The sequence below is a fragment of the Kitasatospora sp. NPDC094016 genome (assembly GCF_040304045.1).
GTDB lineage: Bacteria > Actinomycetota > Actinomycetes > Streptomycetales > Streptomycetaceae > Kitasatospora.
Genome location: NZ_JBEOUK010000008.1, coordinates 126261 through 140552 on the forward strand (window position 1 = coordinate 126261; position 14292 = coordinate 140552).

The 14292-nt window shown below is 69.6% G+C and carries 10 protein-coding genes; 2 read left to right on the forward strand and 8 right to left on the reverse strand.

Features of this window, described 5'->3' with window-relative positions:
* Positions 1-47: 47 nt before the first annotated feature.
* A complete protein-coding gene (locus ABT015_RS10870; protein WP_350878395.1) occupies positions 48-1649 on the reverse strand; it encodes an MDR family MFS transporter in 1602 nt (533 codons plus the stop codon).
* 219 nt (positions 1650-1868) lie between these two features.
* On the opposite strand from ABT015_RS10870, the gene ABT015_RS10875 reads away from it, so the two are divergent.
* Positions 1869-2504, forward strand: a complete 636-nt coding sequence (locus ABT015_RS10875) for a TetR/AcrR family transcriptional regulator (RefSeq protein ID WP_350878396.1) — start codon at positions 1869-1871, stop codon at positions 2502-2504.
* Between the two features lie 48 nt (positions 2505-2552).
* Here ABT015_RS10875 and ABT015_RS10880 read toward each other — a convergent pair whose 3' ends face one another.
* Positions 2553-3485, reverse strand: coding sequence for a M23 family metallopeptidase (locus ABT015_RS10880; protein WP_350878397.1), 933 nt, complete (start codon positions 3483-3485; stop codon positions 2553-2555).
* Positions 3486-3858: 373 nt separating this feature from the next.
* On the opposite strand from ABT015_RS10880, the gene ABT015_RS10885 reads away from it, so the two are divergent.
* The gene (locus ABT015_RS10885; protein WP_350878398.1) at positions 3859-5052 is read left to right on the forward strand and encodes a threonine aldolase family protein; all 1194 of its coding nucleotides are present in this window, start codon (positions 3859-3861) and stop codon (positions 5050-5052) included.
* Positions 5053-5152: 100 nt separating this feature from the next.
* On the opposite strand, the gene ABT015_RS10890 is transcribed toward ABT015_RS10885, so the two are convergent.
* The 6 genes from ABT015_RS10890 to lysX all read right to left on the reverse strand — a co-directional run bounded on the left by ABT015_RS10890 (position 5153) and on the right by lysX (position 14268).
* On the reverse strand, positions 5153-7510 hold the full coding sequence (locus ABT015_RS10890; RefSeq protein WP_350878399.1) for an immune inhibitor A domain-containing protein: 2358 nt from the start codon (positions 7508-7510) through the stop codon (positions 5153-5155).
* Positions 7511-7851: 341 nt separating this feature from the next.
* On the reverse strand, positions 7852-10371 hold the full coding sequence (locus ABT015_RS10895; RefSeq protein ID WP_350878400.1) for an ATP-dependent Clp protease ATP-binding subunit: 2520 nt from the start codon (positions 10369-10371) through the stop codon (positions 7852-7854).
* A 650-nt stretch (positions 10372-11021) separates the two neighbouring features.
* Complete coding sequence (locus ABT015_RS10900) at positions 11022-11372, reverse strand: histone-like nucleoid-structuring protein Lsr2 (RefSeq protein ID WP_350878401.1); 351 nt, start codon at positions 11370-11372, stop codon at positions 11022-11024.
* 91 nt (positions 11373-11463) lie between these two features.
* Positions 11464-12000 (reverse strand): amino-acid N-acetyltransferase, encoded by a 537-nt coding sequence (locus ABT015_RS10905; protein ID WP_350878402.1) that lies wholly within the window; start codon positions 11998-12000, stop codon positions 11464-11466.
* A gap of 10 nt (positions 12001-12010) precedes the next feature.
* On the reverse strand, positions 12011-12448 hold the full coding sequence (locus ABT015_RS10910; protein ID WP_350878403.1) for a BlaI/MecI/CopY family transcriptional regulator: 438 nt from the start codon (positions 12446-12448) through the stop codon (positions 12011-12013).
* Between the two features lie 263 nt (positions 12449-12711).
* Positions 12712-14268, reverse strand: coding sequence for a bifunctional lysylphosphatidylglycerol synthetase/lysine--tRNA ligase LysX (gene lysX, locus ABT015_RS10915; RefSeq protein WP_079135798.1), 1557 nt, complete (start codon positions 14266-14268; stop codon positions 12712-12714).
* Positions 14269-14292 lie beyond the last annotated feature (24 nt).

Genomic DNA, 14292 nt, shown 5'->3' on the forward strand with positions numbered 1-14292 from the left:
CCCCGGAGGATTCCTCCGGGGGCGCCGTCCTGTCGGCGGGAGGGCGGTCAGACGGCCGCCGCCTCCAGCGAGGCCTCGGCGGACTTGTCCGCCTTGCCCGTGCCGGTACCGCGCAGCGGCACCTCGCGCATGAACACCGCGGCGGCGATGGCGACCACGGCCAACCCGGCGCCCCACAGGAAGACGGTGTGAGTGCCGTTGGACACCGCGTGGTGGAAGGCGTCCTGGACGTGCTCCGGCAGCTTGCGCAGTTCGGCCGGGCTCATCTCGCCCGGGTCCTTGGCCCCGCCGCCGGCCGAGGCCTGCGCGCCCAGCCGCGCGGTCATGGTGTCCTTCACCCGGTTGTTGAACAGCGCGCCGAACAGCGCGACACCGAAGGAGCCGCCGATGGTGCGGAACAGGGTGGCGGTGGAGCTGGCCACGCCCATGTCCTTGAGCTCGACGCTGTTCTGGGCGACCAGCATGGTGATCTGCATCAGGAAGCCCATGCCGGCGCCGAGCACGACCATCCAGCAGGCCGAGGTGAAGCTGCTGGTCCCGACGCCCATGGTGGAGAGCAGGATCATGCCACCGGTCATCACGATGGTGCCGATGATCGGGTAGATCCGGTACTTCCCGGTCCTGGTGACGGCCTGGCCGACCACCAGCGAGACCACCAGCATGCCGAACATCAACGGCATCAGCAGCAGACCGGAGTTGGTCGCCGAGGCACCCTGGACGATCTGCTGGTAGAACGGCAGGAAGAAGGTCGAGCCGAACATCACGAAGCCGACGATGAAGCCGATGATCGAGACCAGGGTGAAGTTCAGGTTCTTGAACAGGGCCAGCGGCAGCATCGGCTCCTCGACACGCTGCTCCACGTAGCAGAAGCCGATCAGCGAGGCGACGGAGAGCGCGATCAGGCCGAGGATCTCATTGGAGCCCCAGGCGTACTGCTGGCCGCCCCAGGTGGTCATCAGCACCAGCGAGGTGATGCCGGTGGTGAGCAATATCGCGCCCAGGTAGTCGATCCGGGCCGTGTTGCGGACCTTCGGCAGCTTCAGGGTGACGATGACCACGGCGAGCGCGACCACGCCGAGCGGCAGGTTGATGTAGAAGGTCCAGTGCCAGCTCAGGTGGTCGGTGATGAAGCCGCCGACCAGCGGGCCACCGACGGTGGCGAGGGCCATCACCGCCGCGAACATGCCCTGGTACTTGCCGCGGTCGCGCGGCGGGACGAGCGCGCCCATGATCGACATGACGCCGACCATCAGACCGCCGGCACCCAGGCCCTGCACGGCGCGGAAGCCGATCAGCTCGGTCATGTTCTGCGACAGACCGGACAGTGCCGAGCCCACCAGGAAGATCACGATCGAGGTGAGGAAGCTGCCCTTGCGGCCGTACATGTCGCCGAGCTTGCCCCAGATCGGGGTGGAGGCGGCGGTGGTCAGGGTGTAGGCGGTGACCACCCAGGACCGGTGCTCGGAGCCGCCGAGGTCGCCGACGATGGTCGGCATCGCGGTGCCGACGATCAGGTTGTCGAGCATGGCCAGCAGCATGGTGACGACCAGGCCGACCATGACGAGGCGGATCTCGCGGGGTGACCGCGGCTGCTCCTCCTCGGCGGACTTCTCCTCCGGTACCGGGCCGGTGGTCTTGGACTGTGACATGAGGTGGTGTCTCCCGGAGGGGTGTTTCGGACAGGCGGAGGCCGCGCAGTGATTCACTTACTTGACGCCCGGCTAGTTTGTGGACCGTCGGCACGGTAAGTTGTTTACTAGCCGGCCGTCAAGCCAGTTTCCCGCCCGGCTACCTGGGCAGGGAGAATGGGCCCGGGGCGGACGCCACCGGGGTCCGCAGCAGTCACCGACGCACTCATGAGGCAGGCCATGGGCACTCCGCACAGCCCCCGCAGCGACACGCGGTCCCGCATCATCGAGGTGTCCCTGGAGCTCTTCTCCGAGCAGGGCTACGAGCAGACCTCGCTGCGCGAGATCGCCGACCGCCTCGGTGTCACCAAGGCCGCGCTCTACTACCACTTCAAGACCAAGGACGACATCGTCCTGGGCATCGTGGAGCGGATGGCCGCGCCGATCGACGAGACCATCGCGTGGGGCCGGCAGCAGTCCTGGAGCCCGGAGATGCGCGACGAGCTGATCCGCCGCTTCGCCGACGGGATGGCCGAGCGGGCGCCGCTGCTGCGCTTCTTCCACGAGAACCAGCCCGCGCTGCGCGAGTCCGCGGCCGGGCTGGCGTTCAAGGACCGCATGATCACGATGATCCAGCTGGTGCACGGGCCGGAGGCCGACTTCCGGGAGCGGCTGCGCGCCACGATGTCGCTGTTCACCGTCCACTCGGCGATGTTCCTGGTCAAGCAGGACGCCGCGGACTGCGACCACGGCGACAACGTGTGGGGCGAGTCGTGGCCGCCGGCGGCCACCCTGGAGGAGGCGATCGGGGCGGCCCGGGAGGTCGCGCTGGAGATCGGCGGCCGGATCGGCCACCCGGCCCCGGCCCATTCCTGAGCGGACGGGCCGACGGGCGGCCGGGCGGACCGGTAGCCGGGGCCCGGCTCAGAACGCGGTGACGCCGTGCCCCGCGAGGTACGCGATCGGGTTCACCACCGCGCCGTAGCGGTTGCTGGTGCGGATCTCGAAGTGCAGATGGGGCCCGGTCGAGTTGCCGGTGCTCCCGGACCGCCCGATCTGCTCGCCCGCCGACACCTGCTCCCCCGGCGAGACGCCGAGCGAGGACAGGTGCGCGTACTGCGCGTAGTGCCCGTCCGCCAGCCGCAGCACGACCTCCTTGCCGTACGAGCCGTCCCAGCCGGCCGACACCACGGTCGCGTTCCCGACCGCGAGCAGCGGCGTGCCCGGGTCGACCGCGAAGTCCACCCCGGTGTGGTACCCGGCGGCGTACTCGGAGTTGGCCACCCCGTACGGGTTGCTGGTCGGCGCGTCCGGCACCGGGGCCGACCACTCCGGAGCCGGAGCCGGGGCCGGAGCGGGCTCCGCTGCGGGCGCGGCCTCGGGCTCCGGCGCGGCGGCCTCGGCCGGCGCGCCGGCGGCGGGCGGCTCCACCGGCAGCAGGTTGGCGGCCACCGCCACGAACTCCTGCGCCGAGTCGCCGTCGTTCGGCAGCCGGTACGGGCTCGGCCCGGCCACCTGGACCAGCCCCGGGCTGGGCACGGCGGCCTGCGGCGCGGTGAAGGCCGAGCTGCCGGGCGTGGTGGGCCGGACGGTCTGCGCCGAGGCGCTGCCGGGCGCGGCCACCAGCAGTGCGCCGGCGAGCAGCACCGCGGCCGCCCCGGCGGCGACCACCGCGCGCTCCCGTTCGGCCTGCTGGTGTCCACCGGGCAGCGCGTGCCGGCGGGCGGCGAGCGCGCGCAGCGGCGCGGCATGGGTGCGGGCGGCATGGCCGAGCCGGGGCTGCCAGGCCGCCGCCTGGGCCGCCGTACGGGCGGCGAGCCGGCGCAGGACCGGCCCCACGGGCGGGACAGAGGACATCGGTAGCCGTACCTCACGGTGGACGAGGGCAGCACGAAGTGCCCGTTCGGGCGCGTGCTGAGCGGGGGACCACTCAGGTGTAACGGTCACCGAGCGGAGTCCCAAACGGCGTGACGTACTACGGCGTGTAGTCAGCGTCGCGCCGGAGATTCAAGCTGACGGAGTAATGATCATGAGATCTGATCGTCTACCACCGGCCCGCGGCGGGCCGCCCGCGCCCGCGGCCCGGCTACTACCGCCGGTCGTACCGCGCCCGGCGGTGGCCAGGTCGGTGTGACCAGTGCCACGCCCGCCCGGGGTTTGCGTCGGCCGTACACCCCTTTCCGCTGTCCGCCCCGCTGACCTGGCGGGCCCGCTGGGGGACCATCGACGCATGTATGGCAACAGGAGCGAAGACCTCGACGGCAATGACCGCCCGAGCCTGCCGGACCGCCGCTTCGCCGCCCTGCGCGGCTGCGAGCGGATCCTGTCCGGCGAGCGGCCGCAGAGCATGCGCGAACGCCTCGCCGCCCTCGCGGGGGAGGGCGGCGGCCACGACCTGGACCACCGCCCGGACCAGTACGGCGACGGCGTGGTCCGCACCCTCGAACGCACGGTCGCCGACCTGCTCGGTACCGAGGACGCGGCCTTCTTTCCCACCGGCACCATGGCCCAGCAGATCGCCCTGCGGATCCACGCCGAGGCGGCCGGGCTGCGCACCGTCGCGACCCACCCGCTGGCCCACACCGACCAGCACGAGCGGCACGCGCTCGGCGTGCTGACCGGCCTGCGCAGCGTCTGGCCGACCACGGCCCCGCGCCGGCCCAGCGTCGAGGAGCTGCGCTCCTTCGACGAGCCGTACGCCGCGCTCAGCCTGGAGCTGCCGCTGCGCGAGGCCGGCTTCGTGCTGCCCGACTGGGCGGAGCTGGCGGCGCTGGCCGGGGTCGTCCGGGAGGAGTGCGGCGCGGCCCTGCACCTGGACGGTGCCCGGATCTGGGAGTCGGTGTTCCACCTCGGGCACCCGCTGCCGGAGATCGTCGCGCTGGCCGACTCGGTCTACGTGTCCTTCTACAAGACGCTCGGCGGCATCAGCGGCGCCGCGCTGGCCGGCTCGCGGGGCTTCGTCCGCACCGCGAAGGCCTGGCGGCACCGGTACGGCGGCCAGCTCTACCAGCAGTGGCCGGCGGCGCTCGCCGCGCTGGCCGGGCTGGACGCCCGACTCCCGCTGCTGGAGCGGTACGTGACGCACGCCAAGGTGGTCGCCGAGGCGCTGGACGCGGCCTTCGCGGCGGTCCCCGGCGCCCGGGTGCACCCGGCCCCGCCGCACACCCACCAGTTCCAGCTCTGGCTGCCGTACGCCGCCGGGGAGTTGGACGAGGCCGGGCTGGGGCTGGCCGAGGAGACCGGGGTCGCCCTGTTCGGCGGCTGGCGCGAGCGGGACCTGCCGGGCCTGGCGATGACCGAGGTCACGGTGTCGGCGTCCGCGCTCGACTGGACGGCGGCGGACGTCGCCGAGGCGGCCGCCGCCTTCCTGGACCGGCTGCCGGCCCGGGGCGCCGGGGTCGGCGGGAGCCGCGGCGGGGCCTGACCGGAAAAGCGTCCGGCCCGCCCCCGCGCGATGCGGGGACGGGCCGGACGTGGTGGGTCAGAACCGCCTGGTCACAGGCTGATCGCTACTGCTCGACCGATCAGTTGTCGACCGGGCGGACCCGGATCCAGGTCTCCAGGTAGTTCGAGGACTCGTTCTCGACCTCGATGCTGGTACCGGTCTTCGGGACGTCCACGCCGCTGTACTGGTTGTCCTTGGACCACCACGACTTCAGGTCCGAGAACTCGTCGACGCCCTTGGCCTTCGGGATGACCGTCTCGACGCCGTTCTTGTGCAGGGTCAGCTGGCTGGTCTTGCGCGAGCCGAAGGTCGAGTCGTAACCCTGCATGCGCGGACGCAGCAGGGCACCGTCGCTCCACTTGAGCGGGGTCGGGTGCGAGTCGATCGGCAGGATCAGACCGTGGCCCGGGTGGGCGCTGACGTTGTTGTTGGGCTGCGACTCGTCCCAGAACCAGATCAGCAGACCGGGCTGGTACGGGTAGTACTCGACCCACTTCGGCCGGGTGTTGCCCCAGCCGAAGTTGTACGGGCCGGTCTTCAGGGTCTGGTCGAAGGAGACGTACTGGCGGTTCTCCGCGATGTAGTACTGCCCGTAGTCCTTGGTGTAGCTGCCGGCGAAGCGGGTGAAGCCCTTGGCCACCCAGCCGTTGTCACCGTTCTCGACGTCGTCGCTGAAGATCGTCGCACCGTCGGCGGTCACCGAGATGTCGTCGACGGCGAAGCCGCGGTAGTGCAGGCCACCGTCGGTGGTGTTGTGGAAGCGGACCTTGACGGCCTTACCGGCGTAGGCGTCCAGCGGGAAGGACACGTCGCCCCAGGCGGCGGTGAGGCCGGTCAGGGCCGCGCGGCCGCCGGCGTCCTTCGTGATCGGCTTGCCGTTCCAGGTGCCGTCCAGGGCGGTCCAGTTGGTGCCGCCGTCGGTGGAGACCTCGGCGAAGGCGTAGTCGAAGTTCGCCTCCAGCTCGTACCAGGCCTTGGCGTTCAGGCTGGCCTTGGTCTTCCCGGTCAGGTCGATGTCACGGGTGAGCGTGACGTTCAGGTTGTCGTCGCTGCCGCTCCACCACTCGCTCTTGCCCGAAGCGGGCTTGTTGATGTCGGTGGGGATGGTCTTCTTCGGCAGCTCGACGACCAGCGCCTGCGGGAGGTTGCTGTTGTACTCGACCGGGCCGATGTGGTGGGTCGACTCGGTGCCGGCCTTGGCCTTGTCGAACTTCAGCCAGCCGAGCTTGAGCTTGCTCCAGGCGTCGAGGTCGTTCGGCATGTCGCCGATGGCGCCCTTGCCCTCGCCGAGCCAGGAACCGGAGGACATCAGCGACCAGAAGCCGACCGAGTTGTCGATGCCGGTGCCGGCGGTGTCGTAGAGGTCCGGCAGACCGAGGTCGTGGCCGTACTCGTGGGCGAAGACGCCGAGGCCGCCGTTCTCCGGCTGCATCGTGTAGTCGCCGATCCAGAAGCCGGAGTCGCCGACCTGGACGCCGCCGAGCTTGTTGCCGGCCGGGCCCGCCTGGCCGTTCAGGTTGCCGTAGGCGTACGCGCGGTGGGCCCACAGGGCCTTGCTGCCCTGCTTGCCGCCGCCGGCCGACTTGTCCTCACCGGCGTGCACGATCTGGAAGTGGTCGATGTACCCGTCGGGCTGGTTGAAGTTCCCGTCGTTGTGGGAACCGTAGCGGTCCCACTGGTCGTACGACGCCAGGGTGGCCTTGACCTGCTCCTTGGTCTGGCCCTTGGCGATCTGGTCCTTGTACCAGATGTCCACGGCGTCGCGGATCAGGTCCTGGGCGCTGTCGCAGACGTTGGAGCCGCAGTAGTCCGAGCCGTACCGGGCCTCGTTCCACGGCACCCGCACCCAGTCCGAGACCACGCCGTCGACCGAGTAGCGGCCCGAGGACTGCTTCTCGTAGAAGGTCTTCAGCGAGGGCTTGTCCTTGGAGAAGTACAGCTCCTGGAAGTGCTGCTGGTTGTAGTCGGCCTGCCAGGCGGTCGAGTTGTCGTTGGCGCGGTCCGGCTTCTCGATCTCGTTGTGCTTCGGGCCGGGCTCACCGCCGTACATGACCTTGCCGTCGGCGGTCTTGGTGGTGTTGTCCACCTGGTCGCCGAAGTCGACCAGGATGGTGAAGATCTTGTCCGTGCGCTCGCGACCGAGCTCCACGTACTTGTCCTTGCCCAGCTTGATGCTGCTGCTGCCGTTGTGCTGCTCGACCTGGGCGGTGCCCGCGATCAGCTGCTCGGTGGCGGCCTTCTGCTCGGCCTCGACCTTCTCGGTCAGCGGGCCCGGCAGGTTGTGCTCGATGTTGGCGGACTGGACGGCGTCGGCCGGGTCCCTGGGCGCGGGAGCCGAGCCCGCGGCGACGGCGGTGGCCGGGAACAGGCCCGCGCCGAGCGTGACTATGACCGCTGCGGCTGTGGCAGCCGCAGCGGATCTCCTGATGTTCTTCAACGTTGTGACGTCCTCCCCGACCGGGGCCAGCTCTTGGCCAAAGCCCGGCAAACCAAAATGAAAGACAGGTGGACGTCATTTGATACAAGCGTGGACAGAAAAGATAGCCCTTGACCATGACATGGCCACGGCGCTATCCTGCGCAACTTCCGATCAGCTGACCATATGTCAACCGTATGTCCGTTAAAGCTTACTGAAAAATCGGACGCACCCGCACCAGCCCGCCGCGAGGCCATCCGCCCTCGTCCACGGGCACCCCCGGTCCGGCCGGCCGGAACGCGCCGAGCCCCCGGCGCGGACGCCGGGGGCTCGGTAGCTGTGAAGTTGTCTGTTAAATGTTGCTACTTCGTCAGGTCCGGACCAGACGAGGCGACGGCGGCCGGGGTGTCCGCGACGGCCGACTTCTCCTCACCGCGGAAGGTGAACTTGGCCTCCTTGCCCTCACCCTCGACACCGACGACCACGATGTGACCGGCCCGCAGCTCGCCGAAGAGGATCTTCTCGGAGAGGTGGTCCTCGATCTCGCGCTGGATGGTGCGGCGCAGCGGCCGGGCGCCCAGGATCGGGTCGTAGCCGCGCTTGGCCAGCAGCTTCTTGGCCTCGACGCTGAGCTCCAGGCCCATGTCCTTGTCCTTGAGGCGGCCGTCCACCTTCTCGATCATCAGGTCGACGATCTGGATGATGTCTTCCTCGGACAGCTGGTGGAACACCACGATGTCGTCGACGCGGTTCAGGAACTCGGGGCGGAAGTGCTGCTTGAGCTCCTCGCCGACCTTCGCCTTCATCCGCTCGTACCCGGTCGTGGAGTCACCCGTGGCCGCGAAGCCCAGGTTGAAGCCCTTGGAGATGTCCCGGGTGCCGAGGTTGGTCGTCATGATGATGACGGTGTTCTTGAAGTCGACCACGCGGCCCTGGGAGTCGGTCAGGCGACCGTCCTCCAGGATCTGCAGCAGCGAGTTGAAGATGTCCGGGTGGGCCTTCTCGACCTCGTCGAAGAGGACGACGGAGAACGGCTTGCGGCGGACCTTCTCGGTCAGCTGGCCGCCCTCCTCGTAGCCCACGTACCCGGGGGGCGAGCCGAAGAGCCGGGAGACGGTGTGCTTCTCGGAGAACTCGGACATGTCGAGCGCGATCAGCGCGTCCTCGTCGCCGAAGAGGAACTCGGCGAGCGTCTTGGACAGCTCGGTCTTACCGACGCCGGACGGGCCGGCGAAGATGAACGAGCCGCCGGGGCGCTTCGGGTCCTTGAGGCCCGCACGGGTGCGCCGGATGGCCTGGGAGAGCGCCTTGATGGCGTCCTTCTGGCCGATGACGCGCTTGTGCAGCTCGTCCTCCATGCGCAGCAGCCGCGAGGTCTCCTCCTCGGTCAGCTTGAAGACCGGGATGCCGGTGGCGGTGGCCAGGACCTCGGCGATGAGCTCCTCGTTGACCTCCGCGACGACGTCCATGTCGCCGGCCTTCCACTCCTTCTCGCGCTTGGCCTTGGCCTGCAGGAGCTGCTTCTCGTCGTCGCGCAGGGACGCGGCCTTCTCGAAGTCCTGCGCGTCGATCGCGCTCTCCTTCTCGCGGCGCACGTCGGCGATCTTCTCGTCGAACTCGCGCAGGTCCGGCGGCGCGGTCATCCGGCGGATGCGCATTCGGGAGCCGGCCTCGTCGATCAGGTCGATCGCCTTGTCCGGCAGGAAGCGGTCCGAGATGTAGCGGTCGGCCAGGGTGGCGGCGGCGACCAGCGCGGAGTCCGTGATGGAGACCCGGTGGTGGGCCTCGTAGCGGTCGCGCAGACCCTTGAGGATCTCGATGGTGTGCGGCAGCGACGGCTCGGCGACCTGGATCGGCTGGAAGCGGCGCTCCAGCGCGGCGTCCTTCTCCAGGTGCTTGCGGTACTCGTCGAGGGTGGTGGCACCGATGGTCTGCAGCTCGCCGCGGGCCAGCATCGGCTTGAGGATGCTGGCGGCGTCGATGGCGCCCTCGGCGGCGCCCGCGCCGACCAGGGTGTGCAGCTCGTCGATGAACAGGATGATGTCGCCGCGGGTGCGGATCTCCTTGAGCACCTTCTTCAGGCGCTCCTCGAAGTCACCGCGGTAGCGCGAGCCGGCCACCAGGGCGCCCAGGTCCAGCGTGTAGAGCTGCTTGTCCTTGAGCGTCTCCGGGACCTCGCCCTTGACGATCGCCTGCGCCAGGCCCTCGACCACGGCGGTCTTGCCCACGCCGGGCTCGCCGATCAGGACCGGGTTGTTCTTGGTGCGGCGGGACAGCACCTGCATGACCCGCTCGATCTCCTTCTCGCGCCCGATGACCGGGTCGAGCTTGGCCTCGCGGGCGGCCTGGGTGAGGTTGCGGCCGAACTGGTCCAGGACCAGCGAGGTCGACGGGGTGCCCTCGGCGGGCCCGCCGGCCGTGGCCGACTCCTTGCCGCCGCCGGTCTGGTAGCCGGAGAGCAGCTGGATGACCTGCTGGCGCACCCGGTTGAGGTCGGCGCCCAGCTTGACCAGGACCTGGGCGGCGACGCCCTCGCCCTCGCGGATCAGACCGAGCAGGATGTGCTCGGTGCCGATGTAGTTGTGGCCGAGCTGCAGTGCCTCCCGGAGCGACAGCTCCAGGACCTTCTTCGCCCGCGGGGTGAAGGGAATGTGGCCGGACGGGGCCTGCTGCCCCTGGCCGATGATCTCCTCGACCTGCTGGCGCACGGCCTCAAGGGAAATCCCGAGGCTCTCCAGGGCCTTGGCGGCGACGCCCTCGCCCTCGTGGATCAGACCCAGGAGGATGTGCTCGGTGCCGATGTAGTTGTGGTTGAGCATCCGGGCTTCTTCCTGAGCCAGGACGACAACCCGCCGCGCGCGGTCGGTGAACCTCTCGAACATCGTTTATCGCTCCTCAGAGCGGTCGGGCAGTTCGGGGTCGGTCCCCGCCCTGTCCTTCCGCATGCTAGTCCCGCTCAGCGGCGCGGCCCACGGATTCACTCCCCGGTACGGGAGCGAGATGCTGCGCGACCAGCCGACACCAATCCCAACCTGATGCTGGGAAACGGTGTTCCCACAGGTGGCCCGGATGCACCGGATACCGCTACGCCATCGGCGAACAAGAGCCGCCGGGGCGGAGCCGGGCCGTCTCCGGCCGGTCACGCATACTGCCCCTGGACGGGTCGAAGAACCCGTCCACCTGCATTCATACCCGGTATCGGGGCGCTTCTCGCGCAGTTTCCGCGGTGGCGGTGTTCGCCTGGCGAGAAGTCGCGTCGCGGCGACGGCGGTTCGGCACGGCCGGTGTGGCCGGTACGCCGCCCGGTGGTGCCGGCGCTACCGCTTCGCCCTTACAGCGTTGCACAGCTCGTGATTGTTCCGCCGCCCGAGCCCGCGCCCCGGACGCCCCCCGGTACCGGTGGCCCCGCGGCCCCCGGGGTGCGCGCCGCGGGGCGCGGAGGAGAGTCCTCCGCGCCCCGCGCGTGTGTCGTCGGCGCCGTGTGCGGCCGCCGGGGCCCCGCATCCGCTCCGGCGTTCCGGCGGCGCCGGGGTCAGGACGCGTTGGCCTTGTCGTAGGCCTCGCGGACGGTGCTCGGCACCCGGCCGCGGTCGTTGACCTCCATGCCCTGCTCCTTGGCCCACGCGCGGATCTTCGCGGTGTCCGGCGCGCTGCCGGAGGGGCGCGGCGCGGTGCCGCGACCCGGGCGTCGCGGGCCGGCGAGCCGGCCGCTCTGCTTGCGGCCCTTCTCCACGTACGGCGCCAGCAGACCGCGCAGCTTGTCCGCGTTGACGCTCTTCAGGTCGATCTCGTAGGCAACGCCGTCGAGCGCGAACGTCACCGTCTCGTCCGCCGAACCACCGTCGAGATCGTCTTCAAGAATGACCTGCACCCTCTGTGCCACGGGCTTCCCTTTCCGCTAAACGACCCATTGCCTAAGGAAAGGAAAGCGCCTTTCTCCGGAAAACACAAACCCTTGACCGGCGCGGAGCCGCTCAGAGGTGCAGCAGCATGCGCGAGTTGCCCAGTGTGTTGGGCTTCACCCGCTCCAGGTCAAGGAACTCCGCGACACCTTCATCGTACGAGCGGAGAAGTTCTTCATAGACATCCGTAGCGATCGCCGCCGGGTCTGTCGTACCATCATCGGTTTCCTGAAGCTCTCCGATCTCGACGAAACCGTGTTTCGCGAAGAACGGAACCTCGAACGTCAAGCAGAAAATCCGACGGACGCCGAGCCAGCGCGCGGTCTGCAGCAGCTTCTCCAGCAGCAGATGTCCGACCCCGAAGCCCCGGCAGGACGGATCGACGGCGAGCGTGCGGACCTCGGCCAGGTCCTCCCACATCACGTGCAGGGCGCCGCAGGCCACCACCGCACCGGTGTCGTCGCGTTCGGCGACCCAGAACTCCTGGACGGATTCGAACAGTGTGACTGTGGGCTTGTCGAGCAGAATGCCGTCGCGCGAGTAGGCGTCGATGAGCCCGCGTACGGTCCGCACGTCCGTGGTCCGCGCACGGCGGATGGTGACCTCCATGGCCGGGACGTTATCGTGTCGCGCCCGGCGGGGTCTCCCCGGTATCCGGCCCCGGCTCCGCGGATTCGGCGGGGGATGGATCCGGCGGGAACAGAGCGGTGACCCGCAAGGCGTCCCGCAGTGCCTCGCGCTGCCCGGGCGACATCAGGCCGAAGAAGTGCACCAGGGCCGCGGCCGGATTGTCACTGGTGGCCCACGCGTCGTTCATCAGCGCAGCGGTGTACGCCTCGCGGGACGAGACCGGTTCATATCGATAGGCCCGGCCGACCCGCTCGCGGCGCAGCCAGCCCTTTCTGTGGAGCTTGTCCAGGACGGTCATCACCGTGGTGTACGCGATTTCGCGTTCCGACTGCAGATCCAGGAGAACCTCGCGAACCGTCACCGGCCGGTTCCACTGCCACACCCGGGTCATGATGGCGTTCTCAAGTTCACCGAGTTGCCGGACCATAGTGCGGCCAGGATAGGGAGTGAATGGGGCAAATCTTGTGAAGTGCACCAAACCGGCGCGCCGCCACCCCCGGGAATCGGGAATGGCGGCGCGCCGGTGGTTCGGCGGCTGACGGTGTCAGTCGCGGGTTCGCTCGCGGGTCAGTCGAGGTCTTCCTTGGCCTTCTGGGCTCCGCCCTGGCTGCGGATGATGGCCCGCACCAGGAATCCGAAGCCGATCGCCATGACCAGCGGCGGCACGATCGCGCTGACGTAGTCCATCAGTCACTCCTCCTCGGTCTTCTCCGCCGTCGCGGCGGAAGCCTTCGCCTCCGGCTTCACCAGCGGGAAGAGCACGGTCTCCCGGATGTTCTTGCCGGTCAGCAGCATGATCAGGCGGTCCACCCCGAGGCCGAGGCCGCCGGTCGGCGGCATCGCGTACTCCAGGGCCCGCAGGAAGTCCTCGTCGATCTGCATCGCCTCGACGTCGCCGCCGGCCGCCAGCAGGGACTGCGCGGTCAGGCGGGCGCGCTGCTCGACCGGGTCGACCAGCTCGGAGTAGGCGGTGCCGATCTCGGTGCCGAAGATCACCAGGTCCCACTTCTCGGCCACGCCCGGCACCGAGCGGTGCTGGCGGGTCAGCGGGGAGACCTCGGTCGGGTAGTCCTTGATGAAGGTCGGCCGGACGGCGTTCTCCTCCAGCAGGCGCTCGACCATCTCCAGCACGATCTGACCGTGGCCCCAGTCCTTGTCGAACGGGATGCCGTGGTCGAAGGCCAGCTTGCGCAGCTCCTCGACGCCGGTCTCCGGGGTGACCTCGACGCCCAGGCGGGCGGAGATGCCCGGGTAGACGGAGACCTCCTCCCACGGCTCGGCCAGGTCGATCTCGTGCTCCACGCCGTGCGCGTCCAGGCCCTTGATCACCGTGGTGCCCAGCGCGTCCCGGGCCGCGTTGACGATCGTCTCGCGGATCAGCTCGGCCTGGGTGTCGTAGTCGCCGTACGCCTCGTACGACTCCAGGGAGGTGAACTCCGGGTTGTGGGTGGAGTCCGCGCCCTCGTTGCGGAAGTTGCGGTTGATCTCGAAGACCTTCTCGGCGCCGCCGACCACCAGCCGCTTGAGGTACAGCTCGGGGGCGATGCGCATGTAGAGGTCGATGTCGTACGCGTTGATGTGCGTCTTGAACGGGCGGGCGTTGGCGCCACCGTGCACCGGCTGCAGCATCGGGGTCTCGACCTCGATGTAGCCGCGGTCCTCGTAGGTGCGGCGGATCGAGCGGACCACCTTGCTGCGCAGGTGCAGGATCTCGCGGGCCTCGGGGTTGACGATCAGGTCGACGTACCGCTGGCGGACCCGGGCCTCCGGGTCGGTCAGGCCCTTGTGCTTGTCCGGCAGCGGGCGCAGGCACTTGGCGGTGAGCTCCCAGCGGTCCACCATCACGGACAGCTCGCCGCGCTTGGAGGTGATCACCTCGCCCTCGACGCCGACCTGGTCGCCCAGGTCGATGTCCGTCTTCCAGGCCGCCAGCCGCTCCGCTCCCAGCTTGTCCAGGGAGAACATCACCTGGAGGTCGCCGGTGCCGTCGCGCAGCGTGGCGAAGCAGAGCTTGCCGCCGGTGCGGGAGAGGATCACCCGGCCGGTGACGCCGGCGCGCTCACCGGTCGCGGTGTCGGGTTCCAGGTCCGGGTGCTTGGCGCGCAGGTCCGCGATGGTGCTGGTGCGGGGGAAGCCGACCGGGTAGGGGTCGACACCGGCCGCCCGGAGCCGGTCCAGCTTCTCGCGCCGGACGCGCATCTGCTCGGGAAGGTCGTCGGTCGCGGGGATGGGGCTCTGATCGCTCACCCCACAAGGGTAGCCAGCCACACA

Excerpts from the sequence above, each read along its gene's own strand:
- ABT015_RS10870 (WP_350878395.1), bottom strand. The coding sequence starts at position 1,649 with ATGTCACAGTCCAAGACCACCGGCCCGGTACCGGAGGAGAAGTCCGCC.
- ABT015_RS10875 (WP_350878396.1), top strand. The coding sequence starts at position 1,869 with ATGGGCACTCCGCACAGCCCCCGCAGCGACACGCGGTCCCGCATCATC.
- ABT015_RS10880 (WP_350878397.1), bottom strand. The coding sequence starts at position 3,485 with ATGTCCTCTGTCCCGCCCGTGGGGCCGGTCCTGCGCCGGCTCGCCGCC.
- ABT015_RS10885 (WP_350878398.1), top strand. The coding sequence starts at position 3,859 with ATGTATGGCAACAGGAGCGAAGACCTCGACGGCAATGACCGCCCGAGC.
- ABT015_RS10895 (WP_350878400.1), bottom strand. The coding sequence starts at position 10,371 with ATGTTCGAGAGGTTCACCGACCGCGCGCGGCGGGTTGTCGTCCTGGCT.
- ABT015_RS10905 (WP_350878402.1), bottom strand. The coding sequence starts at position 12,000 with ATGGAGGTCACCATCCGCCGTGCGCGGACCACGGACGTGCGGACCGTA.
- ABT015_RS10910 (WP_350878403.1), bottom strand. The coding sequence starts at position 12,448 with ATGGTCCGGCAACTCGGTGAACTTGAGAACGCCATCATGACCCGGGTG.